The 24,834-nt window shown below is 54.6% G+C and carries 23 protein-coding genes; 3 read left to right on the plus strand and 20 right to left on the minus strand.

The window, feature by feature from the left end; genetic code table 11:
• The first annotated feature begins 34 nt into the window (after positions 1-34).
• The gene (locus tag H9X86_RS00695; RefSeq protein WP_204899675.1) at positions 35-1,459 is read left to right on the plus strand and encodes an ATP-binding protein; all 1,425 of its coding nucleotides are present in this window, start codon (positions 35-37) and stop codon (positions 1,457-1,459) included.
• 34 nt (positions 1,460-1,493) lie between these two features.
• Here H9X86_RS00695 and cpaB read toward each other — a convergent pair whose 3' ends face one another.
• The 20 genes from cpaB to H9X86_RS00795 all read right to left on the minus strand — a co-directional run bounded on the left by cpaB (position 1,494) and on the right by H9X86_RS00795 (position 23,345).
• Positions 1,494-2,366 carry a Flp pilus assembly protein CpaB gene (gene cpaB, locus H9X86_RS00700; protein WP_242959222.1) on the minus strand — a complete coding sequence of 291 codons (873 nt, stop codon included), beginning with the start codon at positions 2,364-2,366 and terminating at the stop codon, positions 1,494-1,496.
• Between the two features lie 14 nt (positions 2,367-2,380).
• Entirely contained in the window at positions 2,381-2,887 is a 507-nt protein-coding gene (locus tag H9X86_RS00705; protein ID WP_243416763.1) for a prepilin peptidase, read from the minus strand.
• Complete coding sequence (locus tag H9X86_RS00710; protein ID WP_204899677.1) at positions 2,862-4,562, minus strand: DUF8193 domain-containing protein; 1,701 nt, start codon at positions 4,560-4,562, stop codon at positions 2,862-2,864. Before H9X86_RS00710 ends, H9X86_RS00705 begins: the two co-directional genes overlap by 26 nt.
• 80 nt (positions 4,563-4,642) lie before the next feature.
• Positions 4,643-5,218: a DUF6550 family protein gene (locus H9X86_RS00715; protein WP_204899678.1), complete on the minus strand. Its 576-nt coding sequence runs from the start codon at positions 5,216-5,218 to the stop codon at positions 4,643-4,645.
• A gap of 72 nt (positions 5,219-5,290) precedes the next feature.
• Entirely contained in the window at positions 5,291-5,791 is a 501-nt protein-coding gene (locus H9X86_RS00720) for a hypothetical protein (RefSeq protein WP_204899679.1), read from the minus strand.
• Between the two features lie 8 nt (positions 5,792-5,799).
• On the minus strand, positions 5,800-6,222 hold the full coding sequence (locus tag H9X86_RS00725; protein ID WP_227603392.1) for a DUF4320 family protein: 423 nt from the start codon (positions 6,220-6,222) through the stop codon (positions 5,800-5,802).
• Between the two features lie 310 nt (positions 6,223-6,532).
• Positions 6,533-7,180: an RloB family protein gene (locus tag H9X86_RS00730; RefSeq protein ID WP_204899680.1), complete on the minus strand. Its 648-nt coding sequence runs from the start codon at positions 7,178-7,180 to the stop codon at positions 6,533-6,535.
• A 1-nt stretch (position 7,181) separates the two neighbouring features.
• On the minus strand, positions 7,182-8,378 hold the full coding sequence (locus H9X86_RS00735) for an AAA family ATPase (protein WP_118428683.1): 1,197 nt from the start codon (positions 8,376-8,378) through the stop codon (positions 7,182-7,184).
• 196 nt (positions 8,379-8,574) lie between these two features.
• Positions 8,575-10,134 (minus strand): S1 RNA-binding domain-containing protein, encoded by a 1,560-nt coding sequence (locus H9X86_RS00740; RefSeq protein ID WP_204899681.1) that lies wholly within the window; start codon positions 10,132-10,134, stop codon positions 8,575-8,577.
• Between the two features lie 27 nt (positions 10,135-10,161).
• Positions 10,162-12,096 (minus strand): VirD4-like conjugal transfer protein, CD1115 family, encoded by a 1,935-nt coding sequence (locus H9X86_RS00745; protein WP_430736081.1) that lies wholly within the window; start codon positions 12,094-12,096, stop codon positions 10,162-10,164.
• A gap of 14 nt (positions 12,097-12,110) precedes the next feature.
• A complete protein-coding gene (locus H9X86_RS00750) occupies positions 12,111-13,097 on the minus strand; it encodes a hypothetical protein (RefSeq protein WP_430736079.1) in 987 nt (328 codons plus the stop codon).
• Between the two features lie 286 nt (positions 13,098-13,383).
• On the minus strand, positions 13,384-14,046 hold the full coding sequence (locus tag H9X86_RS00755; RefSeq protein WP_204899682.1) for a DUF6100 family protein: 663 nt from the start codon (positions 14,044-14,046) through the stop codon (positions 13,384-13,386).
• A complete protein-coding gene (locus H9X86_RS00760) occupies positions 14,047-14,574 on the minus strand; it encodes a DUF5697 family protein (protein ID WP_204899683.1) in 528 nt (175 codons plus the stop codon).
• A gap of 188 nt (positions 14,575-14,762) precedes the next feature.
• On the minus strand, positions 14,763-17,825 hold the full coding sequence (locus H9X86_RS00765) for a PrgI family protein (RefSeq protein WP_204899684.1): 3,063 nt from the start codon (positions 17,823-17,825) through the stop codon (positions 14,763-14,765).
• A gap of 32 nt (positions 17,826-17,857) precedes the next feature.
• On the minus strand, positions 17,858-19,234 hold the full coding sequence (locus tag H9X86_RS00770) for a C39 family peptidase (protein ID WP_204899685.1): 1,377 nt from the start codon (positions 19,232-19,234) through the stop codon (positions 17,858-17,860).
• Positions 19,234-20,232 carry a hypothetical protein gene (locus H9X86_RS00775; protein ID WP_204899686.1) on the minus strand — a complete coding sequence of 333 codons (999 nt, stop codon included), beginning with the start codon at positions 20,230-20,232 and terminating at the stop codon, positions 19,234-19,236. The genes H9X86_RS00770 and H9X86_RS00775 overlap by 1 nt, the downstream gene beginning before the upstream one ends.
• 11 nt (positions 20,233-20,243) lie before the next feature.
• Positions 20,244-20,954: a hypothetical protein gene (locus tag H9X86_RS00780; RefSeq protein WP_006573828.1), complete on the minus strand. Its 711-nt coding sequence runs from the start codon at positions 20,952-20,954 to the stop codon at positions 20,244-20,246.
• Between the two features lie 39 nt (positions 20,955-20,993).
• Positions 20,994-21,392, minus strand: a complete 399-nt coding sequence (locus H9X86_RS00785; RefSeq protein WP_204899687.1) for a fimbrial protein — start codon at positions 21,390-21,392, stop codon at positions 20,994-20,996.
• A 249-nt stretch (positions 21,393-21,641) separates the two neighbouring features.
• Positions 21,642-22,193, minus strand: coding sequence for a hypothetical protein (locus H9X86_RS00790; RefSeq protein ID WP_204899688.1), 552 nt, complete (start codon positions 22,191-22,193; stop codon positions 21,642-21,644).
• A 15-nt stretch (positions 22,194-22,208) separates the two neighbouring features.
• The gene (locus tag H9X86_RS00795) at positions 22,209-23,345 is read right to left on the minus strand and encodes a MarR family transcriptional regulator (RefSeq protein ID WP_204899689.1); all 1,137 of its coding nucleotides are present in this window, start codon (positions 23,343-23,345) and stop codon (positions 22,209-22,211) included.
• Positions 23,346-24,030: 685 nt separating this feature from the next.
• Between H9X86_RS00795 and H9X86_RS00800 the strand changes: the two genes are divergently transcribed.
• Both H9X86_RS00800 and H9X86_RS00805 read left to right on the plus strand, forming a co-directional pair.
• Entirely contained in the window at positions 24,031-24,363 is a 333-nt protein-coding gene (locus tag H9X86_RS00800) for an SLOG family protein (protein WP_204899690.1), read from the plus strand.
• A gap of 223 nt (positions 24,364-24,586) precedes the next feature.
• Positions 24,587-24,799, plus strand: coding sequence for a helix-turn-helix domain-containing protein (locus H9X86_RS00805; protein ID WP_071442138.1), 213 nt, complete (start codon positions 24,587-24,589; stop codon positions 24,797-24,799).
• The last annotated feature ends 35 nt before the right edge of the window (positions 24,800-24,834 follow it).

Consider the following 24,834-nt stretch of genomic DNA (forward strand, 5'->3'; position numbering starts at 1 on the left):
TCATAAAATGAATTATGATAAAGGAGGCGTTAACATGAAGTTTATCGGCAGACAACGGGAACTGGAGTCTCTTGAAAGGGAATACCAAAAAGACAGCAGCTTTGTTGTGATTTACGGCAGGCGGCGTGTAGGAAAAACAACGCTGATTAAAGAATTTATCAAGGGTAAGCTGGCATTCTACTTTCTCGCAACGGAGGAAGTGGAATCACAAAGCATAAAACGGCTGTCTGGTGTTGTGTCCCGGGTAACACAGAATCCGTTGCTGCAGCGTGCAGCCTTTTCCGACTGGCTAGATTTGTTCCATATCATTGCGGAATTCCGGCCGGAGGAAAAGAAAGTCTTGATTATTGATGAATTTCCTTATCTGGTTAAATCCAATCCGGCGTTCCCGTCTATTCTGCAAAACGCATGGGACGAGATCCTCAAGGACAGCAATGTGATGCTGATTCTTTGCGGCTCCTTGATTGGAATGATGCAAAAACACGCGCTGTCTTATGACAGCCCCCTGTATGGCCGCCGGACTGCACAGATCCGGTTGGCGCCTTTGTCGTTCCCGGATGTGTATGCCGCTCAGCATCTTTCTTTTGAGCGTGCGGTGGAGCAATATGCGATTACCGGCGGCGTACCCAAATATCTGGAGTTTTTCAACGATCAGGAAGGACTGCTGGAACAGGTGGAGTCTGCGGTTCTCTCGAAGAACGGTTTTCTGTATGAAGAACCAAACTTTCTGCTGAAAGATGAAGTGGTATCCGCTGTCAACTATTTTTCCATTATCCGCGTGATGGCGGATGGAAACCACAAGCTGGGGAAAATTGCGGGAGCTCTGGGGACAGAAACTTCCGCGCTGACGCCATATCTTTCCACGCTCAGCGACCTTGGCTTTGTCGTGAAGGAAACGCCGGTTACGGAGAAAAATCCGGAGAAGTCCCGTAAAGGCCTTTATTTCATCTCTGATAACTTTGTGCGTTTCTGGTTCCGGTATGTCTATCCATATAAAGGGGAACTGGAACTGGACAATACGCAGATTGTTCTGGATGAAATCCGAAAAGACTTCGTACAGAAGTTTGTGGCCTTCGCCTATGAAGATATCTGCAGATCCATTTTTGCAGACCTTTGCAGGGAAGGTGCCATTGACTTTGTTCCCTCGCGGATCGGAGCTTACTGGCTGAATGATTTGGACAGCGATACGGAAATTGATGTGATGGCGGTGGACCATCAAAACAAGCGATTCTTTGCCGGCGAGTGCAAATACCACAATAAGCCGGTGGATGCGCCTGTCTTTTTTGCTCTCCGCGATAAGGTGCAGGCTTCTGGCGAAATCCAAAAGGTATGGAAAGGCTATCAGCCTATTTTTGGGATATTTTCTAAAAGCGGTTTTACCCAGCGTCTTGTTGACTTGGGCAAAGAAAATCCACAGCTTTTCCTGATTAACGAGGATCATCTTTCTACCCAGCAGTGAGGAATCGGGCGGTGAATCTGTTCACCGCCCATTTTTATTCGCCGTCTTCCGGGATGCTGTCCGCAGGAGTTGTTTCCACACCGCCTTCCGTATTTTCGGTGCCCGCTTCGCCTGTGGACTCGCTATCTGCGGCGCCTTCAGCAGTTTCTCCGCCATCCTGGCTTTCAGCATTTTCTTCAACCAGTGTTTCGGGGAAGTAGATCTCCTGAAGCGTCTTGTCCTGCTCAGCCAGCAGTTCCTCGGCCAGCTGGTCGTTGTTGCGGGAGATCAGCGCCACATGGGCCACGCCGTCATTTTCCATCTCGGTAATGATACGGGCCTGCTCCGGGCTTGCCAGCACAGTGATGGTGGCAGACTGCTGCGGCTCTTCGTCCTCGGTAGGCTCCTTGGTGTTGTCCACATTGATACCGTCAGAGTCGGTGACCGACAGCACCTTGACAAAGCGCAGCTCCGGCACCTCTTCCGCCGTCTCCAGGAAGTGATAAATGCGGATGATGTCGCCCGGCTGCAGCTTATCCGACAGGCCGGAGGCCAGCGTTTTTACAGTCAGCGAGATGGCGACCTTGCCGGAGGGGATATCGTTGAGCGCCACATCCGAGGAAACAGGTACGGTGCTGACCTTGCTGGTGAGGATATAGTCGCCTGCGGCCAGGTCGGCTGTTACATACAGGCCCTCCACATCCTCCATGCTGTGGGCCACATTGGACGGGAGATTGTACCCGCCCACTTCTACGACTTCGGCATTGTCGCTGGTGATCTTTTCGCCCTTCAGCACCGGCTGAGTGATGCGGACGATTTCTGTCTTGCCGTTGGTCTGCCGGGCAATGGTGGGCAGTGCCACAAATGCGATGACCGCCGCCAGAACCAGGGACAGAATGCCGAAGATAAATCGGTTGTTGAGTTTCATAAGCATCTCTCCTGTCATAAAAATAGTTCAGCCAGCGTCGCCACAGAGCAGCCGCAGGCCAGAAAAGGTAAAAACGGGATCGCGGTGGGCTGTTTGTCCCGCAAGAGCCGCCGGAACAGCAGCACCACCGGCATGGCAAAGCCGGCGGCTACCAGGAATACCAGCGCCATGCCGGAGGGGCCATAGACCAGGCCCAACACCCCGCAGAATTTGATGTCCCCGCCGCCCATGCCGCTGCCGCCGGTCGCCATAGCAGCGGCCAGTGGGATGCAGAAGCCCAGCAGCGCACCCACCAGCGCCTCGGCCACAACTGGCCAGATGAAAATGGGCGTCCGGCCATACTCCAGAATGAAGTAGACCTGGATCAGCGGGGCCAGCGCGGCCAGGGGGATAAAAAAGACGAGCGCCCGGTCGGGCACCCGCCTGTATAGGATGTCGTAGACGGCAAAGCCCGTCACCACCAGAAAAACAGTGAGCAGGTAGGCCATCCACACATTACTCTCGATTGGTGTACCAGTCATCATAGAGGCTCCCATCAATGGAAACATAGTCGTTCAGGTTGATACTCAGCATCCCGTCCGGCGTCCAGGTGTCCCAGACCTGGGTGAAGACGGTGAAGTTTGTCGCATCCGGGAACCAGATGGGGGTAAAATGCACTTCCCGGCTGTAAGTCGAGAACTCATTGGGCTGGAAGGTGAATTTGGCGCTCCGGCCGCTGGACACCCGCTGCAGGAGGCGTAAGTATGTTTCGTACTGGAATTCGGGGAACACGGAAAAGGCCGTCTGCGGGTGGGTGATGTGGCTGGTGGGCGCGTCGGTGGAGAGCGTGGCTGTCACATCCTGTTTGACGCCGTACCCGCTCTTCATGGACTTTCCGGAGGCCGTCGGCACAATATCGTCCGGCATCAGGGACATAACGCCGCTGATGGAGGCGGAATAGCCGGTGTACTCATATTCCCAGTAGCCTTCATCGACCCAGTGCCCGCCGTCTTCCCCATGGTCGCACCAGACCCATACCGGCACCCAATAGCAGCTCCAGACGCCCCAGTTGGCGGTGAGCTTCTGCGTTTCGTTGGGCAGGGACGGTACCGTATAACCGGGGTTGGTATCAGTCGCCACCGGGTCAGGCGGAATATGCTCATTCAGGTCCACGATCTCCGCCACAAAGGTATCCTGGGCGGTATAGGCCCCGCTGACGGATATGGTAATGGTGACTGTCTGCGGTGTGGAAGGGGTGTGCCACTTGACCCAGACCACCTGGCTGTCACCTGCGGGAATCACCACATCGTTGACTCGGTAGGTGGTGCCAAGGATGTGGAAGGTCACCGAAGCGGGATTATCCGGCGTCAGGTCGGTATCTGTCCGCAAGGTGACAGAGGTAATGACATCGGTATCTACCCGGTACTCCACATCGGGGGCCTCAATATCCCCCTCGGGCGGGGCTTCATCAAACCAGACGATGCCGACGCCCAGTGTATTGATGATGTCGGAATTGTTCTGCGTCCCGGTGGTGTTGCCGGTCCAGGCGGAAATACCAAGGTCGCTGAACTCCAGAAACATGGAAAGCGGCAGGTTCTTATGGGTCAGCGAGGTCATGGTTCGGCGCAGGTTGCCGCCGGACATCTGATCGTAAAGGCCGGCCTCGGTGGCCGTCATGCAGTAATATTGGCCGTTGTGGGTAAAGTAGGCGATGGGCTCGATCAGCAGCTTATATTCTCCAGCGATCATCCGCTCATAGTCCACACCCGCAGCCTGGGCGACCATCATGCAGGCATATTCCGAGCAGAAGTACCGCTTGATGGCGTCAATGTTGCTCTGGCCCTTGCTGCTGACGATGGTGGGCATGGACTGTGCGGGCTTGATGCAGGAATAGGCCACCCCGGACTGGAGGGAGAGGCCGGAGCCGCTCAGGTACTGCAGCTTGTTGACCTTGCCGAAATGGAGGATACTGCTTTTCTGTGTCCGGTTGGAAAAGTCCAGCGGTGAGGACACGGCAGCGCCGCTTTCCGCATCCACAACCGTGATGCGCACGCCATCGTTGCCGGGATTCCAGAAGTTTGAGGATGTGCCTTGCCCCATCCCGCCGCCGCCACCGTCAATGTTCCCGTTGCCTCCTGATGCAAATGCCGTGGAAGGGACGAGACAGAACACCAGGGCGAGGCTGCATAAGAGGGCGAGAAGTCGTTTCAAATACATCACGCTCCGTTCTTCTTGAAAATAAGAAGGCCGCCACAATCCTGTGACGGCCCTTCAGGTCCATATTCAGTTGTAGGTGGTCAGCCGCCCATGTTGCCGACCTGCTTGTTCAGATCGCCGTCGCTGTCGCCGGTGGACTGCTGCACATCGCCGGGGACTACCCAGCCAAATACCGGATCATAGACAGCGCCGCTGCCATTGCTGGAGCCGGGGGCCGGCTCATTGCTGGAAGTGGATTCCTCTGCGGGAGGAGCAGTGACTTCCGGTACTGCCGGGTCGGGATTGACCTCATGCTCTTCGCCGGGGTCTTCGATCTCCGTCTTGCCTTCCGGCACAGGGGGAGGCGTTTCTTCCGGCTTCTCCGTATCGGTAAAGTCGATTTCAACCTCGCCCTCAGATTCTGAGGTCACCTTGGGATATTCCTCTTCGGCGCTGGAAGACTGACCGGGCGCATAGGCATCTGCGCCCCCGCCTCCGTCGCCAGACTGCACACCGCCATCCGACCAGTCGCTGCTGGTACTGCTGGGAGGAGATTCATCCGGACGGAATTCATCCGTGCGGTCCCGGCTCACGAACCAGCAGACGCCCAGGATGGCGACGCAGAGGACAGCCAGGGCCGAAACAATAAAGCCTTTGGATTGGAAAAACTTCTTCATGTGTGTCCACACTCCTTTTTGCTGTTATATAAAGCCTATACTGCGGAGCTGACTGGAATTTCAACAGCGCCGCTAAAATTTGGTGTTGTGGTAGCCGGTCAGCTCCACCCGCTGTGTGATGGTGGGGTAGCTATGGCCGAACATTCGGATGTAAAAATCTACATCACAATAGAAAACATATTCCACCCGGTCGCCCACCACATTGAACTCCAGGCTGATGTCGGATACCTCATAGTCCTCGGTGGAAAGCGGGATCTTCTCCGCCAGGCCGCCGGCGACAGTGGCCTCCAGCATTTCCGTATAGTCATTGCTGGAATAGAGGGTGCGCAGGTACTCCTCGAAGTTGGTTTCCCGCTGGGAGCGGTAGGTGTCCGCATAGATGGTGGCGCTCAGGTTGTTCAGCTCCATTTTGGCGCCGTTGCGGATGTTGATGCAGGTGATCCGCACCGAGGCGTACAGGAGCAGGAAAGAGATGAGCATGACGACCCCGACTACAAAAAAGCAAGCAAAGAAAGTGATCTCGCCCCGCTCGTTGCAAAGCGGCCGGCGCAGCCGTGAAAGAAAACGCTTCATAGGCCACCTCACTTCCAGTAGTGCTCGCTGACGCCGGAGCCGCGTGCCACCACCGTGATGTTGACCAGATCCAGGTTCCAGAAGCCGCCCAGCTTGGCCTCGCCCTCAATGGTGATGTAGAAGGGCGTCCCCAGCTGGATGGCCCGGGACATCCCGGACGGCGTAGGCGTCTTGTATGTGGCGTCGATGGAGTATGTGATATTCTCCGCGCCCTCGATCTCCGAGCACAGGAAGTCAAAGAGCGAGTCGGTCTCGCTGTTGATGCCGCCGGACAGCTGGATCTGCTTGACCATCTGATCTGCCGCATGGTCTAACTCCTGTTTTGTGGAGATGATGCCGAACAGGTCGATGATAAAGGCCAGCAGGATGACGGCGATAAAGATGAACACCACCGTAGAGAAATAGTTGGCCTCGCCCCGTTCGCTCTTCAATGTCCTGCGGACTTTTTGCAGGAAAGTATGAATGTGAACCACCACCTTTACTTACAAATGAAAACAGCCGTCCCGACCGGAACGGCTGCATTACAAAGTTTTGACTGTACCAAGTATAGCAGATTTGGATTTACGGCGAAAGGGCAGGACTGCGCCAATGTATGGGCAATCCTGTGCCAATTCAATGTGTTGTTAAAAGCAGGAATGACAATCACACATCATCTTATTTAAAAATAATGTGTGATTGTCGAAGCAACGGAGACGAGTTCTATACGGTCTGCATGATGCTCACGAGAAATCCTACGCACAATTACAGCAGTGATTCAACCAGTTGATAGATGTCGGTGAATGGATTAACGGCGATCCCAAACGGTTTATTGCAGTCATTTTGAATATGGTATTGTTCTACACGCTTGGCGTTCTGGATCGCATCAGTTGTATGTTCAGATAACTGCGCATACACATCGCCGGCTTTTTCATAATCCGGGAGGTAGGCGGTCAAGGCTGTCTTCACTGCAGGGTAATCTTTGAAAAATTTTGTTGTGTACTGGAAATGCAGCAGATACCAAAACTCAAAGCAAGGATTCGAGATCGCAATGTGAATTCCCTTTGCATCTGCCAGTTTCCTTGCTCTGGAGAGTAAGTTGTCTTTGGCGGCGATAGGATCAGGATTATTATAGTTTACATCACCGTCAGCAACGACCCACACCGCATCCCCATTTGATGCAGAAATCTGATTTTTACTTTGATATTCCACGGCTTTCCGAATCAGGCCAAGGTAATCGGTTTCACCTCCTTTGGTGCGGCTGCCGACTACACGAATGTCAATATTGGTCTGGCGGCTGCGATAATGTTCAAAATATTTCGGTTCAGTTTGAGAACCCTCCGTCACAATCAGAATGACAGGTTTTAGTTTTCTGCGCCGCTGCCCACGCTTTTCAATTTGTCCGCGTGCCATTTTACAGCCCTCCCTTGATAAAGGGAATCGCACCAAAACGGCCGATCAAATAACCCTTTTCTACTTTAGTGTCTTTGCGAACAGAAAAATCGTAAAGGGAGAACAGATCGGTGGCTGCTGTCTGCTCGTCTTTTTCTGTGAACCAAATTTGATCTCTTCTCAACAAATCCAGATCAAGAAGATTGGTGCTGTGAGATGTGAAGATCAACTGAGCACCCTTTGGATTGAATTCTGTGCTGTCAAACAGGGATACCAGATGCCTGGTCAATAGAGGATGCAGATGTGCGTCCATCTCATCAGCCACAAGAAGCGTTCCCTGGTCTAAAGCCTTTTTCACAACGCCGATCAGTTTGAAATAACTGTTGGTGCCGTCAGATTCCTCTGCCATATTTAACGCATAGGATAATGCATTTCCATTGGTATCCTGTACCGTGTGAATGGCCTCAATATTTGCAAAGCTGTCACCGTGCTGCGAAGGAGCAGGCTCTGCATCGCGCATTTGCAAAGCCTGTATTCCCAAATCTGCAACACGCAGCATAGATGCGATCACGCGCCGGTAATCATCATCTTTCAGCTGCTCTGCCTCAAGCCCATAAGCGTCCGCCACGGAATTCTTCGTGATAATCTGACAAGAAGCGAACCACTCCAAAACCGGAATCACTTTAGAGTAACTCCAGTTTGATGCAACTGACAAGTAGAGTTTGTTCGCAGAAGTGCGCTCCTTGAGCGTGTTTTGTTCATCTATATCCACCGTAAAACGAAAATCTTTGGTATTTTTTCTCTCAAAAATAAGCGCCTGTCTGCCGTTGGGATAGTAATATAGGTATTCTTCTGTAACAGCCTTATCTGTCACAGAAAAACCATACGCATATCGGATACCTTCAGTGGTAAAGATGACCTCAAAGCTGCTGGGGCGCGTTGGCGTTTCCGGATCAAACTTGAAAGGCGAACGGTCAATGGTCTTATGAAGCTGCTGGTTATGTGAGGTCAGCACATAGTTTACCATGAACCAGAACGCGTTTAGGACATTAGACTTCCCCGAAGCATTGGCTCCGTAAATGACAGCAGACTTCAAATAGCTTTTATTTCCATCCATGATAAGATGCTCTGGATGCTCATTATCCTTGCTGGCCAGCAGGGATAATACAACTTTATCTTTGATAGATAGAAAATTCTCTACACTAAATTGAATCAGCATAAGCGACCTCCTAAACCTTTATTTTTATATATTATAACTCGGATTTTGTGAAAAATCAACGCAAACACAAAATAAATTCTTTGAAATAGGGATTTGAAAGGAAGCCTATGTGATAAAGATATACAGTGGTGGATCTGATAATGACAAAAAAGAAACCTGGAGAGCAGTTCGTCACTACTCCCAGGCACTTTTGCTTTTACAGGTTCTGCCGGATGATCCGCGTGATGATGCCCACGGCCACGCCCCGCTCCATATCCAGGCGGGTGACAGCAAAGGACACATCATCCTTCTTTCCGGGCATCCGGTAGTCGTAGCAGGAGTGGGCTACCGCATTGACGCCATTGGCGAGCCGGACATAGACCACACCTTTATGAACATCGGTGACCTTTCCTGCATACTTACCCTGGATGCGGCACTTCTGCAGGTTGTCCCGGTCAGTGTTTTCCGAAGTGCTCTTGATGTCGGCCCGGATGCCCAAGTCCTCCAGGCTGTTGCGCCGCACACTGAGGATGCGGACCAGCACTTCATCTCCAACAGCAAACCGCTCATGGGCGTCTCCGATCCAGTCCCAGGCAAGGTCGCGGGCCAGAATGGAGCATTCCACGCCGAACACCTCCACACGGACGACCTTTTCCGCCACAGCGATGACCCTGGCCTGGACAATCCGGCCCTCGTAGACGCGGTACATCCCATCCGGGTCCAGATCGAAATAGAAGGTCTGGCGCTTGCGCATCATGGCCTCCCGGCGGCTGGCTACCACGCTGCGGGTCTTGGAGTCGATGCCCCGCACCACAAAGTCAATGTCGGCGCCCAGCATATTCCCCAGAATCTTGTTCTGGCGCAGCATCAGGTCAGTGTATTCCTGGCCGGAGGGGCTGCGGCCCAGATTGATCATCATTTCCTTCAGGGGGATGATGATGCGGAATCCCTTGTAGTCCACCACAGCCACCGTCTTGCGGTTGTCCAGCTGCTCAATGCCGCCCAGCTTGCCGGTGAGGATGCGGCGGGTGCGGTAGGCGTTGTGGATCTCATGCCAGATGATGTCCTCACGGTCTTCCTGCGTCTCCACATCTTCCCGGCTGCGGATGGTCAGGATCGAGGGCTCGCCGCGGCGGGGAGCGGCGGTGCGTCTGGGAGTAGAAGTGGGAGCAGGGGCGGCCTCTGCCAGCGGTTCGGCCAGAGAGGCAGGAGCTTCTGCCGCAGCCGCTTCACTATCATCAGACGGCACATCTTCCTCAGCGGGAGCCATCGGCGCAGGAGGCTCTGCTCCTGCGGGAACTCCTTCCGCCGGCGCCGTATTCTCGGCCGGCGCGGTCTTTTTCCTGCGGGTGGCCCGCTTGGGCTTGGGCGGTTCCGGTTCCTCAGCCGCTTCAGAAACAGGCTCACCGGGGACATCGGCCGCACCATCGTCAGCGGGAACAGCAGAGGCATCTTCGCCATCATCACTGTCGGGGGCGTCCATCAGAGCAGCGGTGTCGTTCTCGCCGGGGAGGGCGTCTGCCGCCGCAGTATCGGCGTCTGCCTCACCAAACATCTCGCTTTCGGTGAGTTCCGGGAGGTTGCCGCCATCCTCCGTGGGGGCAGCATCTTCATCCGGCTGGTCCATAGAGGCCAGCAGCTCATTCAAATCGCCGCCATCAGCGGGCGCCGCCATATCAGCCTGCGCTTCATCAGGGGGCGGAGTGTTCTCCACGGGAACCGTGGTTTCAGGAACGGAATTTTCCTGCTCCAGCAATTCTTTTTTCTTGGTTGCCATAAGTAAAAACCTCCTTATGTTGTGAATTTAAGAAAGGATCGAGTCCTTGTCTGTGGTGATGATCCCGTCCGGGGCCTCGGAAGCAGGCGATGACGGGGGCGATTTCGGGGCAGCCGGCGTACCGGAAGATTTCGGTTTTCTCTTTGCCGCCGGCTTCTTGGGGGTGCTTTCCTTCGGCTTGGGGGCCGGGGGCGGCGCGGCGGCAGGTTTCGGCTGCGCTTGTTCCTCCAACTCGCGCCATTCAGGAATGTGCGCCGAGGCTTTGCAGTCGCGGAGCTTGGAGGATTCCGGATGCTTGGAGTAGTCCATCTTCTCTACCTTCAGGGCCTTTTGGCCGCGGATAATAACCAGCGCCTGTGTAATCGGGAGACGAAGCACTTCATCCGGGGTGAGGACAGGCCGTTTGCCGACGCCGGAGGTCTCCCGGTATTCCGGCGTATAATTGGAGATGCGCCAGGTGCCCAGTTGCTTGGATTTACTGGACACTGACACAGAGGCCAGACCAGTGCGCTCGGAGATGAATTCTGCCGTCAGGCTGTCTGTGCAGCCCAAAAACAGCTGCGCGTCGCAATTTCCAAGTATTTCCTGCCAAAGATTGAGCGGGTACCGGTTTTGGAGACCCGCAAGGTTTTGGAAGACGCAGCTCATGGATATGTTTCTGGATCGAATCACACTGAGACGGCGGGAGAGGTCCGGAATGGTTCCGCAGGCAGTGAGCTCTTCCCCCAGGATATGGACGGGGACCGGCAGTTTGCCGCCCTCACAGTTTTTGTCTGCATAACGCACCAGCTTAATGAAGCAGAAGGACAGGAACAGGCTTGCCAGAAAATCAAAGGTGCTGTCCTGGTCGCTGGTAACGAGGAAGTAGGCGCACCGCTCCTGGCCGGGCAGTTCCAGGTCGATCTCATCCCGGGTGGTGATCTTCTTGATCAGTTCCGACTGGAACACCTGCAGCCGGGAGCCAAGGCCGATGATGACGCCGCTGCGCACCGTGTCGCTGGCCTGCTTGAACAGGCTGTAGGGCGCTTTGGCCGGATGGGTGGGCGGCAGAACATCAAACAGGCTATCCAAGTCGGATTCCCCGTTCAGCGTCAGCAGCCGGTACACCTCACCGATATTTCGGTTTTCTTTCGCATAGCTCTGGTCCACATAGAGGACAAGGGCTTTCAGCAGATTCATCTCGCAGGAGTCCCAGAAGTGGTCGCCCTTGCCGGTGCTGTTGGTGTTCTTGATAATGACATCCACAAAAAGCTGCGCCATCAGTTCCTGCCCTTCCACTTCGGAAAGGCAGTTCCAGCTGTCTGAATTTTCCGGCAGCACCAAGTTGAAAACCTTGACGCAATAGCCCTGCTCCCGCAGGTATTCGCTGGATTTTTCATAGAGTTCGCTTTTCGGATCTGAAATGATCAGCGATTCCCCACGGATTACCGCCTGAAGGATGCGGTTCATACAGAACGACCGGGTCTTCATGCTTCCGCTGGAGCCGTACACGGCCAGGTTGCCGTTGATACGGGGATTCTCGGGAATACAGACGGCTTTCCCGTCCAGCATCCCCAGCACAATGCCCTTGTGCTTGCGCAGATCCGGCACCAGATCCAGCACCCCCTTCATTTCCTTGCGGCCCATCCAGCCGGAGGTGCCATAGGTGCCCTTGGCCGAATAGACAAAGTTCCGGTCCGTGTCATACTCGCCGGTATCACTGTAGCCCATCCGCATGACCATGAGCAGCAGGATCGCCAGCAGGCCAATGCAGATCAGCACCCCATACACCCCATAGGGCGGATGGAGAACAGAGGTCAGGCAGGTAAAAAAATTGGGCGACGCTGCCGCCGGAGATGTGCCGTCTCCGGGGATGCCGCCACCCTGTTTCCATGCTGCGTAGTTGCCCAATATCTGCCCCAGAAAGCCGCCTGCATAGAGAACCGCAAGGATGGCGAACGGCGCAGCGATCAGGCCTGCAATGAGTTTCTTCTTGTCTATGGGAACAACCTCCCCTCGAATTTTGTGAAATCAATGGTTTGAAAGCGGACCCGGCCGCCGCAGTAGCGGCGCAGCACATCTGCCTGGAAGTCAAAACAGATCAGTGTGCCAGGGCGCTCCATCAGGTCGAGGGAGGTGTTAAAGCGTGCGATCCGGGGCAAGTCGCAGGAGTAGCCGAACAGCACCGGCGTGCCGTCCTGCTCCGCGGCATCCTGCTCTATGGCCCTTCCGGCATTTCCGGTAATCAAGCCCTGGGACAGAATGCAGTTCAGCTCTGCGGTTTTCAAGGGGTCACACAGTAAAGCAAGGATCACCTCCCCCTGGTGGTTATTTGTGAGAAAATAAAAATGGTCGTAGCTGCCGTCCAGCATGAAATAGTCGTGCTTGGCCCCGCCGGTACTGGTGAGCATCTGGTAGGCCAGTTCCATGCTCTCACCCAGCACCAGCCCATGCACATCTTCGGCGCGGTACTGCCCGGCCAGACGCTGTTGGCACAGGACACTCCACATCAGCGCCTTTACCCGCATCTCAGACTTGCAGCGCCATTTCATCAGGGCTGCGCCGCTGTTGTAGGTGACAAAAATGCCGGTGGGCGCCAGAAGCACCCCCGTAAACCGGGAACTTCGCACCTGCGTGGTGTCGATCCCCATTTCCTTGACTTCACGGGAACTGTAAAAGGCGGGATATTCGACAGCTTCGCCACAATAGCCCTGCGGCGAGAAAACCTTCGGCTTTTCATCCTGAAAGAGCCCGGCCCCCGCATTGTCCATTGTGATATAGGTTTCCGCAAGGCGGTGGAGCCGGAGCCGCCGGTTCACCTCGCTCTTGAGGCGGTTGGTGTCGGTGTCGCCGGTCAGGTAGGGAGAGAAACGCTCCGGCCAGCCGTCCAGCAGGGCGGCCTTGGCTTTTGCCCCCAGCCGATAGCCCCGGAGCCTGTCGCGGTAGTAGGTACGCAGCAGCCCGCTTTTTTTGAGCGAGGTCACGACCGCCTCCAAATAGTAAGGGCTGGCCGGGAGACGGTTCAGCTGGCTGGTTGGGAACTCTCCAGAGATGGCGGTCAGCGATAAAAGCCGGAACGGGAGCGTATCCGGCTGTGGAAAAGTGCGGCTGCTTTTCCCAAGGGATCACCTCCTTTGTCGGTGCTGGATTTTTACCGTAATGACTGAGAACTTCGGTAAAATAAAGCCTCACCCAAATGGCCGCAAGCCCCGAAAATCCGGGGCTTTCAGCGGCTTCGCGGGATGTCGGGCCGTGAGGGGCCCAAAATGCTCAAAAATCCGAGATGGATTTCAGGTCCGGTTTATGCTCTGCAAGCCACCCGGGAAAGCGGTGCTTCTCCATGACGAAAATCATCGTGCAGTCCTGCTCGCCCAGTTCGGCGGTGTTATAGGCATCGCACAACAGCCCGGTATCATCAGCCATTACAAAAGAGGACAGCAGATCTAAAATCTGTTTTTCCTCCAGGTTGTCATAGTCGCGCACCCGTCTGGTGGGGAGCGTCTGGTCATACACCTGGGCGAAGCAGACAACACATTCCCGGTAGTGGGGCAAAGTGTTCTCTTTGGCGTACTGCTCCAGGGCGAAATAGAGGGGGTCCAGCAGGAACTCGGCGCTCTGCCGCTGCCTGCGTTTTGGCAGCAGGCTGGGCAGCGTCACCGCAAGCACCTCGTTCTCATAGGTGATGTTGATACCGTGCATCACACTGGCAGATTTGAGGTAGTCACCCTTGCGGATGGTCGTACTGGAATAAATCAAATGCCGCAGCCGGCAGGCGATCCGTTCCGCCCGCAACGCGGCATCGGTGGAAAGGGTCTCATAGTTATCGGGATAACGCTGGATGTCGGTGGTATCCATCGCATACAGCGCATTGCTCAGCCGGGATATATCGTCAAGGATGCTCCCGATCCGGCGGGATATAAGTTTTCGGTCCAATCATGTGCCTCCTGCTTTCTTGAAATAGTGTGTCTGGCCGTTTTCCTCTACGGTACAGAACCCGGAAATGCCGGGGCAGTTGATTTTGGCGATCTGCGCCGGTGAATCGACCAGAATAATGCGGCGGCTGTCACCTTTATTGCCCCGCAGGGCATGGCAGACAAGCGCCTCCTGCCCGTCCTCAACGCAGGCCACTTCGTAGAGTTCGCCATCGGCAAAGAAAACGAGCTTGACAGGAAAATCAGCGGGAGCATGGTAATCGGCCCGCTGAATGAAGTCCAGCAGGACCCATACTGCCCGGACAAGCGCCCGGTCAAGTTTTGCCGGCTGGCCGGCCGGGAAATAGCCGCCGCTCTCTGCTTGAAAAATGCGGCCCTGCCTCTCCAGGTGGGAGAGCAGGGCCTTGGCCGTTTCTTCTTTGCCAGGGTGAAAACAAAGAAGCTGCTGTTCACTGAGGCCAGGGTACATTGTGACTGTCCGCAGCAAGTCCGCAGCCTCATTTCCATAGATTTCAGCCCTGGTCTTCATGGTGGCTCACCTCCTTTATCAAATGGCGTCATCAAGGCGTCATTGGAACGCCTTATCAAATATTGGAACGCCGGAAAGACGCCATCCGGGCGTCAAAGCGGCGTTTTCTTCATGGAAGGCGTCATATTGACGCACACCCAGCGCAGCACATCAAAACATGGGATTCACCTCGCATATATCATTTGAACCTATGCAGATTCCTGCTCACGGCGCTTGCGCTCCAAAATTTCACGCAGCTCGCGGCGGTCGGTGGTAATCAGGTCCTTTTCCAGCGGGCTGGCCTTGAATTCCACCATGATGTTGTTGTTATTGGTGGAAATCAAGCCGTTGCCGCGCTCAAAGTGGGTGACCTCCATCGTTTCCGCGTCGGACAGGTGCAGGGTCTCTTGGACCCGTTCTGCCTCGTCATCCTCCAGATTGAGGATAATCTTGGTCTTGCTGTTGTTGATGATGCCTTTCCCAAAACGGCCCTCGTCCAGATTGAAAAAGTCGTTCAGGTCCTGGCTGGCGCAGACCGCTGATCCGCCATAGCCGCGGATGGTTTTGAAAATCTCCAACACGAAATCACCAGCCAGGCGTGTGCCCGTGGCGCCGGCGCCGGAAAGGAGCTGCCAGCACTCGTCAATAAAAATGGCTTTTTCCTCAGTGCGGTCGGCTTTGGCGCGGTCCCACACAAAATCGAGGGCAACAAACATTCCCACAGTCAGCAAGTCGCCGGTGAGGGAGGAAATATCCAGCACAGTGTATTTGTTGTCCAGTCGCACATTGGTCTGCTTGTTGAAGGTGCTGGCGGAGCCGTTCACCAGGCGGTTAAGGATATGGGCCATGCGGGTGGTTTCCGGGGCGGCCTTCAAAATCTCATACAAGTCGCCCAGCACCGGCATCTCCCGGTAGCAGCCCGGATTGGCCGGGTCTTCCAGAGAGGCGTTGTCGTGGGTGATGCCTTTGGCATTGTAGGTGCGGATCAGGGCCTCATCCAGAAGCTGCCGTTCCTCATGGCTCATATCGGGAATGAGCAAGCTGAAGAAAATGTGCAGCTGCTGGATCTTCGCCGCCAGTTCCGAGAGCTGGATGCCGGGGCCGTCCAGCATTTCATTGACCGACCGATCCACCTTGCGGATTTCCATAACATTGATGCAGTGCGGGCTGGCCGGGGAGATCTGGATGAACTCACCGCCCACATTGGCGCAGGCCCGGTGGAACTCATGCCCCTTCAAAGGAGCGATGATGAAAACGGGAATGTTTTTGCGCCGCATCCTGAGCGCCATCAACTGCATGGTAAAGGTCTTGCCTGCGCCGCTGGTGCCCAGGATCGCCATATTGGCGTTCTTATAAATCGCGGAATTGAAAATATCCACGATAATCAGGGAACTGTTATATTTGTTGACTCCCAGCAAGATGCCGTTGTCATCGCACATCTCAAACGAGGTGAAGGGATAGCAGCTGGCCGCGCCGCCCGTCAGCAGGTTGCGCTTGCCGCGCTCATAAAGCCCTTTCTCCATAGAGACCAGCGGGAGGGCAGAAAGAAACGCCTGCTCTTCACGGAAGTGGCAGGCGCTGACATTCATATCCTGCGAAAGCAGGAGCTTTTTCATTTCGCTGACTTTCCACTCCAAATCCTCCACAGAGGGGGCCGTCACAGTAATCAGCAGGTTCAGGTAATAAAAATCTTCGTTGTTGGCAAGACCCTCCTTTAAGAAATATCCGCTCCGGATGGCGCCGTCGATGTCGTCAAAATCGGTGTTTGTGTCGCTGGCGTCTTTGATTTTAGAACGGTTGATACGGAGCTGCTGGCCCACTCGCTGGATGATGCGCTCTTTAGGCTGGCGGGCGAGGAACATATCCATGTCGATGCCGTCACCGGCATTGACGATCAGGCTCAGCCAGCCCGCCGGCACCTGCGTTTTGTACCCGTCCGAGGGGATCAGCAGATAGGCATAGTACAGTCCATCCATGCAGATATAGCGCCCATGGGAAAAATCAATGCTTCGGGGGGCGGCAAACTCCGCCGCCGGGATATGGTCGATCTCACTTTCCCGGCCATGCTCCATATACTGCGCCACCACCTCCTGCGCCCGCACCGACAGCGGCTTGACGGCGCTCTCGTTCCGGCACAGCAGATTGTAGAGGACATCAACGGTAAACTCATCCTCATTTTCAGGGACGATGACCTCATTCCCACACTGGCGCAGGTAGTTGGAGGCCGTATGGACGGCGCTCTGGAGGGACTGGATCGCTTCATCTTCCTGCTCTGACCGCCGGGTATTGGCCCAGGGCTCATACTCAAAAATCAGGAAGAACCGCCGAGTCACAGCTTCTCGGGAACCGACCTGCTGCACAAAGTTCAGGTAATCCTCCTGCATCAAGCGGCACTGTTCGTTTTCCTCATGGGCCATCTCCTGACGAACCGTGTCCAGGTGGCGGTTAATATCCGCGCGGCGGGTCAGGACCTTGATTTGCAGCTTGATGGGCGAGATTTTCAAGTACGAAACGAAGGAGTAGATGATATTCCTCTGCTCTCTTGCGCTCCGCAGCATGAAATTGATGGGGACGACCTCGACCACCTTGACAAACCGATGGTCTTTGGTGTAGATAATGCCGTTCTCCACCTTCTCAATGGGCAGATAATCCGCCACCGGATTGAGGCAGGCGGGCCTCTGCTCCTTGACATGGGCAGGGCGTCTGGGCAGGCGTTCCTTTTCAGGGCGCTTCTTTGCTTTCTTTTTCGCCTTATTGGCCTTGGCGGGGCGCTCCTTTTTGGCTTTTTTCTTGGGCCGGAGCTTTTCACGGATCTCATAGCCGCGTACTTCGTCAAACTCGGCCGGGAAATCCGCTTCACCGGACCGCCGGCGTTTCGGGGCCTTGGGCTTTTTCTCCTTGGGAGGCCGCTGTTTGAGATGCTTGCCTGCCGATTTGGAGGGCGCCGCTTTTTCCGCCGGCTGCGCACCGTCACCGCCGACAACGCGGCGGTTCCGCAGGTATTTCAAAAAAATGACCAGGAATTGCGAAAGGCTCTCCCCGGATATGCCGATCAAAGCGACCAGCCCCACCGGAAGAGCAGTCAGGCACAAAATGATGATGCGGGTGGTCAGCCCAAACGGAAGGAACAGAAAAACCGGCGCCCCGATGGCAAACACCAGGATGCCGGCCTCGATTACATTCCGCGCACGGAACATACCGCCGAAAAAAGTGCCTGTTTCTATAAAATTCGGCGGTATGATATAAGTATCATGGTCGTTTTTGTTGCTCATGTATTACCTCGTTTCCGCAGCCGAGGGGCAGGTCAGCCTATGATCCAGAAAGGACCGCCTGCTCCAGCACGGCGGCTTGCTTCGTTTAGGATGATGGATAGATCCCAGAGCTGTTCGCTGCGCTTGTAGCTGGCCGGGTCCGCCACCATGATCTGACCGTCTTTCACGCCACGGAGAACGATAAAATGCCCGGATGAAGTAAAATGGCCCTCTGCCATAATCGCCACCACCAGCTTTCCTTCAGCCAGGGCGTCCAATATCCGCTGGGGCTCGGAAGTCGTACAGCCGGATACCGGCAGGCCCCATGCTTCAGCGGCGGCGGGGATCAATGCGTGATAGGAGCCGCTGCTCTTGCACCAGTAGCCGTTTTCGTAGGACCACTGGGCCATCGCCACCGGGTCCACAGTTTCGTCCGTGAGGGAGGACACCACAATGGACATAGCGGTAGGCCCGCACCCGTAGCCGCCGATATTGTCGGTGCCGTAGGGCTGGCTGGCATAACGCTCGTCCAGCTGGTTGAAATAGACCACCGGCGTCACGCCGTCTGTAAAGGTAACATCGCCCAGGGAGGGGATGCTGTTTCCAGTCCATTCTGTCAGGTTCTGCAGCAGGCCGTCCCCCAGGAACATGCTCAGGTTAGAGGCATAATCGGAGGCAAGCTCTTTCTGCTCATCCGTAAGCGCGAAAACATGGTCGGCAAGATAGGACTCGCCGTTGTAGCGGATGGTGTAGACCATCCAGATCTCGGTGGTTGTAGTTTCTTCCCCGGTCTCCGGGTCTTCCGATGTGACCTCGCGGCTCTCCCGCACGCTGGTATAAGAGTAGAGATGCTCTTTGTTCTCCCGCAGGACAGCGGCCAGATCATCCAGCGAAATGCTCTCAAAATCCTCATCCCGGGCAGCGCAATACTGCGAGACGATGAGGTTGGCGTTGTAGACAGGGCCGGAGGAATAGGGATTTTTAACCTCCATCTGGTCAGCGCCGGAAGAAGCAAAGTCCGCTTCAATGCGGGCCATCACATCGTCCAGTGCCTCGCCCAAGATGGAGTTGATGGTAAAAGTGATGTCGTTGGCGTTCTCCACGATTGCAGTTTCGCTGTTGAGGACAGGCTGCTCCGTGTCTGCCGGCGAAAAAGCATTGATCAAACCGCCAAAAATCAGCCCGGGCAGCATCAAAATAAACAGGACCGGCAGCAAAAGCAGAATGATGATGACGGCGATGATCTTGCCGATATGCTTGCGCCCGGCCCAGACCGCCCCGGCCACAGCCCCATAGGGGCCTCCGGCGGCAGCGCCCTTGGCCGCACCGGAAATCGCCTTGCCGGCCTTGATGGCGCCTTTGACCGTGTGCGCTGTGGAGGCCGCAGTGTCTACCGTTTCAGCAAAGCTGTCCTTGCGTTCTTCAGCCATCAGATCTTATCCTTTCGTTTGGGGGTGGGCGGCAGCTTCTTTACGATGGACTCATTGTAGGCAATCGAACCGTCCGGCGCCATGTAGGGCGTCTTGTCCACTGCGTCCACCGCATACTGCTTATACCAGGCGGTGCCGTCTGCGGCGTGAACCGTCGTGTACTGGCCCTCCGGCGCTACATACTGGTCCGCATGGTACATACCGAAGGCAATGCCCTCCGGGTGTTCCGGCGTGACCTCCGTGCCGGTGATGCGACCGCCGCCGATCTCGACATTCTGATAGGTGGGGATATTCTCTGCCCCAGCCCCCAGTGCCGTGTGGCCCATATAGGAGTGCAGGGCTTCCACCGCCTTTTCGCCGGTGATCGTGCCCATTTGAGTGATGTTCCCGGTAGCCACAGAGCCGACGACATGATTGGCGAAATCGCCGCCCTTGCTTACCGAGGAAGAATAAATGTGGCCGCCGACGCCGCCAGCAGCGCCGCCCACAAGACCGCCGAGGCCGGAAGGCTTGGCGTCCGAGGGCGTTGTGGCCGTCTTGACGGCGTTGTTCGTGACATTCCGCTTAATCACGCCGGCCAGACCGCCGCTGGCAAAGCCTGCGCCGAATCCGGCGGCACCGCTTTTTCCACCGCCGCCATTGGCATTGACATGGGTGAAGCTGCTGCTGCGCCCGCCGCCAAAGTGGTGGCTGGAGAAGTTCTTAAAGCCGCCGATGCCCTTGGCCGCAATCATGGCCTCCGCCAGCATACTGCCGCCGGTGTGGCCCACATTGACCCCCAAGCTCGCCATAAATGAATCAATCTTTTGCGACACTTTCAGGAATCCGATGGCGCACATGAACCAGATCAGGACATTGCCGGAAACCGTCTCCTTACCTACAGCGTCCACTTGAGCCTGCACCTCTTCCTCGGAGATGGCAAAAGCAGGCTGACAAAACAGGCAGGAGAGGGCAGCAACCATCAGCGCAAGGAACAAAATTTTCTTGAATTTTTTCAAAACGCCCCTCCTTACAAAGAGAGCGGATTGGCAATAAAGGAGCCAACCATGCTCGTAAACAGGCGCAGGCACCAGGCATTCATAATCAGCAGAAAAATCTGCCCGCCCAGCATCCGGCACCAGGATTTCCAAATGTTCGATGTGGTCTGGCTTGCGCCCATCGAAAAAGCGACCGGCGCCGTATAGACCAGCACGCCCAGCAGAACATACCGTTCCGCCGCTTCCAGCAGTAATTTCAGATAATTCCAGGCCAGGATGATGACGAGGATTAGGGTGATCAGCGCAACAGCGCCATTGGCACAGACGCCGATGATCACCAGCATGACCGAGTTAAAATCGGCAAAGCTGAGGGGCGGCAGCTCCGAATCCATGATCCAGCGGTACGGCGTGCCGCCGATGGTCAGGACGATGTTGACGATTTCATCGGAAAAGAGCGCCAGCAGGATGAAAATGACCGACCGGATGCTCAACTTGACCGGATCTTCCGCCTCGATTCCTGCACCCAGGCCGAAGTTTTTGAACAGCTGCCAGACCCAATTCAGCAGGATAATGCCAACAGCCAGCGCCACAAAGACGCTATACATCGTTTCGGCAGCGGGAAAGTACCGCAGAAAAACAGCCATGTCACAGCCCAGAGCGCCCAAAACCGAAGTGGTCACCAGGTCAAGGCCGGCCATTACCTGCTCCGCGATCCATTCAACGATGCCATCCAGGATACCCATAGCTTACGCCTCCTTCCAGTGGGTATATTGCGGCGGCCATCAGCCTGTCCACTGACCACCAGAGAACAGAGGCGTCACATAAGCCATGATGAATCCGAGACCATTGAGGACGGCCCAGGTAATGCAGATGCGCTTCAGCCACGCCCGGCTCTCATCGACTGTCCGGCCGGAGCGCGAAAAGTTCATAAGCAGAAGCGCCACCGAGGCTGTCACGATGGCCGCAATGGTGGAGATGGCGAGGATCTGCGTGTAGACATCCTGCATGATTTCCTTGGCCTTCGTCCAAACATCGGTTGCGGCAAAGGCCGGCTGGCAGAACATCATCGCCATCGTTACACAGAGGAACGCCGTGTAGGCGATCCTGCCGATGGAAACGCGACGAGGCGGGCTGCTGTCATCTTCCCGCCGCTGCTGTTGAGGAATTTTCAGTTTTTTCAATTTGCGGACCTCCAATCCAAATGTGATGTTCGTCGCTCAAAGAAGCAAAGAAGGAGCCCGCATCCGTCGTGCAGATGTGGACTCCTTCTCCGGCCAAAGACCATTTGGGCAGCAAAAAAGCACCTCGAAAAAGGTGCTGTTCGCTGCCCGTTCAGTTTTGGATACAAGTTTGAGCATATTCAGTCTAACACATAGGGATTTACGGCTCAAGGGCAGGAACGCGCCAATTTCAATCCCGAAGTGTGCCAATTATTTGCCTGCCTTTTTCTCGGTGGATTTCGGCTCCGGGAAGAACTGTTCCAGCATATCCAGACTGTCCTTGGAGGTGTAGCCCCACAGCACTGAACTGAGGGCGTCAATGGCATCCCGCCGCTTGCGGTAGTAGGTGCGGAAGGAGATGTCCCGGATGTGCGGGCGCAGGTTCTCGATGATTTCCTCCACATTCTTCAGCTGCTGGGGAGAGAGGAAGGAGTAGTACAGCAGCCAGTAATACGCCTCGCCGTTCTTATGACGGGTGCGGAGCAATTCGACGGCCGAATCCAGAAGCTTCAGCATCTTGTGGCTGCGCTCAATGCACTTGGCATGGTGCTCAATGTCGCTCCCGTTCAGGTCTGCGCCGGCCAGGTAGACGGAATCCAGAAATTCTTCGATGGAGGTGCCGTATTCAATCTCGAACTTGGCCCGCACATGCTGGACGGAAATCTCCAAGCTCCAAATCACGTCGCGGTATTTTTTCAGCAGTTTCCAGGTATCATGGTACAGAGGGTTCTCTGCGACATCTTTTTCAACAAATTTCTTCATAGTAAGACCTCCTGTTCAATTCTCCACCGAGGGAGAGAGTGTAAGTTCAAAAGTGGCGACCTGCTTGTTCCCGCACAGAACAGCAAGGCCAAAACGCAGCAGAGATTGCTCTCGCGCGCGGGGTAGTAAATCTTCCCGGCAGTCGCCCGATAAGGGATATAACTTGTAGCGAGAGAGCGGGCAGCCAAAGCACGAAATCCCTTGTGCCATCAGGATTTGCGCCATTTTCTGAAGGATAATTTCAATGTGCGATTTTGAAACGCTGGCGAGTTCATCTGAAACGATGACCTCATGCTCCAAGGCAGGGGCGTCGTGGCCTGCGCTGTCCTCCTTCGGGAGTTCCAGGCGAATGTTAAGCGTCATAGCGACCTCCTCTTTGTCCACCATCACGTCAGAGATCTCGAACATGGTGGACAGATATTTTTGCAGATAGATTACGCTGCCATGCCGGCCCGGGAAGGACATGAGGGAGAGGTAGTCCAGCGCAGCCAGCTTTTTCAGGATACGGCCGACTGTCGCCCGGGACAGCCCCCAGCGGGCAGCCAGCTCCGTGTAGGTCACAAGGGGATTGCCGGTGCCGTTGCGGAAATAGACCACTGGCCCCAGGTCTGACCCCTGCACCTGATTGTCGTTGTAGATGGCGGATACCCACAGGTCCAGCACAATGTCCATCTCGGAGCAGCGGTCTGAACTGATGAGGTCGGTGGCAACGGAAACCGGCAGGAAGAAAAAGCCGGTGTCCTTCTGGCAGGGGGCATTGTACTCCAGGACCGTATTATGCCGCGCCCAGTCGCAGATCTTATAGCGGACTACATTCCCGCGGCCCAGTGTCTGAAAGGAAATAAGGTTCTGCTTCTGCAGCCGTTCCAGTACGGCCAGCGCCTGGCACTGGAACCGGGTACGGAACCATTGGGACAGCTCCTTGAGGGTGCAGACCCATTCGCCAGGGTAGACGGTATAGCTGATGCCGTCGATGCGGCGATATGAGGTGCGGAAGTTTGCGTAGCTGCAAAGTACCGTAAAATAAAAAAGGCCGGAGCCTCCGCTTACGCGAATGCTCCGGTCCTCCATCAGAAAGCGGACGAACTGCCGGTAGATCCGGCAGCGTGGGTAGTCCACCACCTGTTTAATTTGTAATTGATAGGTTGGCATGGCTTTCTCCTTTTTATATATAAGGTATGAAATTGGAAGGGCCAACGAAAAAATCGTTGACTTGAACATCTTGGGGGCTTATGTTATTATTGTATTGTAAAAAGAATCGGCTGGGGGCTTTGTCGATTGGGTTCAGCTGATTGCTCTGAATGGCTTTCGTTGTTCTAAGGCACACAGCATTTGGGATGTTCTCCATTGCTCTACAATGTATCAGTCGATTTTTTGGAAATATTTTGCAAAAAATTTTGTTTGGGACTTTTTGTAAAAATGCTCAAAAAAAGGACGGAAAATCGGCCTACAACTTTCTACAACTTTTTTACAACTTTTGCCCCGAACCAGACGGCACAGGAGGACACACTATGGAATCCAAAAAGTTAGAAAAACCTCGTGAAAACGGCACTTTTTCGACCGTACGAGGCGTGATGAAACCGGATGAAGAGGGTAGAAGGGTGTTCCCCACAATGAAGCCTCTGGACTAAAAAATCCAGTAAAATCAAGGGTTTTCGGCATCTCAAATCCGAGTTGACAACAAATTGACAACAATTTTTCATATAATTTTGAAGAATTGTGAAGCAGAATGAATTGTTGTAAGGATAAAACACAATACAGTACTTGCTGTATAGAGAACACTTTTTGAAAGTAATTTCAGAAGGTGTTCTCTTTTTTTGTTAGGTCTGCTTGTGTCATGACAAAATTAAAACCGAATGCCTTTGCGGTTCTCAAATTGAAGGAACGTTATCCTGATATTCGTCTGATCCTCGTGCTTCCTTGCTTCTCTCAAACGAGAGGATGGTCGCAGGAAGATATAGAGATATACGATGACATCAAACAGAAGGCCGATAAAGTTGTATATACTTCTCAGGAGTACACGAGGGGCTGTATGCATAAACGCAATCGCCATCTGGTTGATAACAGTTCTGCTTGTATTTCTTATCTCACAGAAAACAAGGGCGGAACTTTTTATACAGTGAACTACGCTAAGAGCAAAGGTGTCGAGGTAATAAACATTGCAGAGTAAACAGAAAATAATCGTACTCCTTTCCCCTGTATTTTAGCTTCTTCACCTCGTTGGAAATAAAAAGCGGTAAATGTCTATGGCTGTAAAAGGAGCCTGTAAAAGGAGCGGCTGCTTTCTTTTGGCTTAACATTCGTAAAAATATGTGACATCTCATAAAATCCATTGATTTTTCACGATTTTCGTGCTATACTGTTTTCCATAAACAAGGCGGGAGATGAAGCGTATGGCTGTCCAGTACAACCGGCTGTGGAAATTGCTGATTGATAAAAAGATGAAAAAATCCGCCCTGACAGAGTTGGCAGATGTGTCCTCCTCTACGATAGCAAAGCTGAACCGGGACGAATATGTGAGCCTGGAGGTTTTGGAGCGGATCTGCCGGGCGCTCCGCTGTGACATCGGGGATGTAGTGGAGCTGACGGAAGAATCGGAGAAATAACGGGACGCCTGCAGCGGCTTCTGTGGAAAGGGTGG

The sequence above is a fragment of the Pseudoflavonifractor capillosus genome, from assembly GCF_016902575.1.
GTDB classification, from domain to species: domain Bacteria; phylum Bacillota; class Clostridia; order Oscillospirales; family Oscillospiraceae; genus Enterenecus; species Enterenecus capillosus_A.

Bases quoted from the DNA above. Each gene is read 5' to 3' on its own strand.
- H9X86_RS00695 (WP_204899675.1), top strand. From the start codon at position 35: ATGAAGTTTATCGGCAGACAACGGGAACTGGAGTCTCTTGAAAGGGAA.
- cpaB (WP_242959222.1), bottom strand. From the start codon at position 2,366: ATGAAACTCAACAACCGATTTATCTTCGGCATTCTGTCCCTGGTTCTG.
- H9X86_RS00705 (WP_243416763.1), bottom strand. From the start codon at position 2,887: ATGACTGGTACACCAATCGAGAGTAATGTGTGGATGGCCTACCTGCTC.
- H9X86_RS00710 (WP_204899677.1), bottom strand. From the start codon at position 4,562: ATGTATTTGAAACGACTTCTCGCCCTCTTATGCAGCCTCGCCCTGGTG.
- H9X86_RS00715 (WP_204899678.1), bottom strand. From the start codon at position 5,218: ATGAAGAAGTTTTTCCAATCCAAAGGCTTTATTGTTTCGGCCCTGGCT.
- H9X86_RS00720 (WP_204899679.1), bottom strand. From the start codon at position 5,791: ATGAAGCGTTTTCTTTCACGGCTGCGCCGGCCGCTTTGCAACGAGCGG.
- H9X86_RS00730 (WP_204899680.1), bottom strand. From the start codon at position 7,180: ATGGCACGCGGACAAATTGAAAAGCGTGGGCAGCGGCGCAGAAAACTA.
- H9X86_RS00735 (WP_118428683.1), bottom strand. From the start codon at position 8,378: ATGCTGATTCAATTTAGTGTAGAGAATTTTCTATCTATCAAAGATAAA.
- H9X86_RS00740 (WP_204899681.1), bottom strand. From the start codon at position 10,134: ATGGCAACCAAGAAAAAAGAATTGCTGGAGCAGGAAAATTCCGTTCCT.
- H9X86_RS00760 (WP_204899683.1), bottom strand. From the start codon at position 14,574: ATGAAGACCAGGGCTGAAATCTATGGAAATGAGGCTGCGGACTTGCTG.
- H9X86_RS00765 (WP_204899684.1), bottom strand. From the start codon at position 17,825: ATGAGCAACAAAAACGACCATGATACTTATATCATACCGCCGAATTTT.
- H9X86_RS00770 (WP_204899685.1), bottom strand. From the start codon at position 19,234: ATGGCTGAAGAACGCAAGGACAGCTTTGCTGAAACGGTAGACACTGCG.
- H9X86_RS00780 (WP_006573828.1), bottom strand. From the start codon at position 20,954: ATGGGTATCCTGGATGGCATCGTTGAATGGATCGCGGAGCAGGTAATG.
- H9X86_RS00790 (WP_204899688.1), bottom strand. From the start codon at position 22,193: ATGAAGAAATTTGTTGAAAAAGATGTCGCAGAGAACCCTCTGTACCAT.
- H9X86_RS00795 (WP_204899689.1), bottom strand. From the start codon at position 23,345: ATGCCAACCTATCAATTACAAATTAAACAGGTGGTGGACTACCCACGC.
- H9X86_RS00800 (WP_204899690.1), top strand. From the start codon at position 24,031: ATGACAAAATTAAAACCGAATGCCTTTGCGGTTCTCAAATTGAAGGAA.
- H9X86_RS00805 (WP_071442138.1), top strand. From the start codon at position 24,587: ATGGCTGTCCAGTACAACCGGCTGTGGAAATTGCTGATTGATAAAAAG.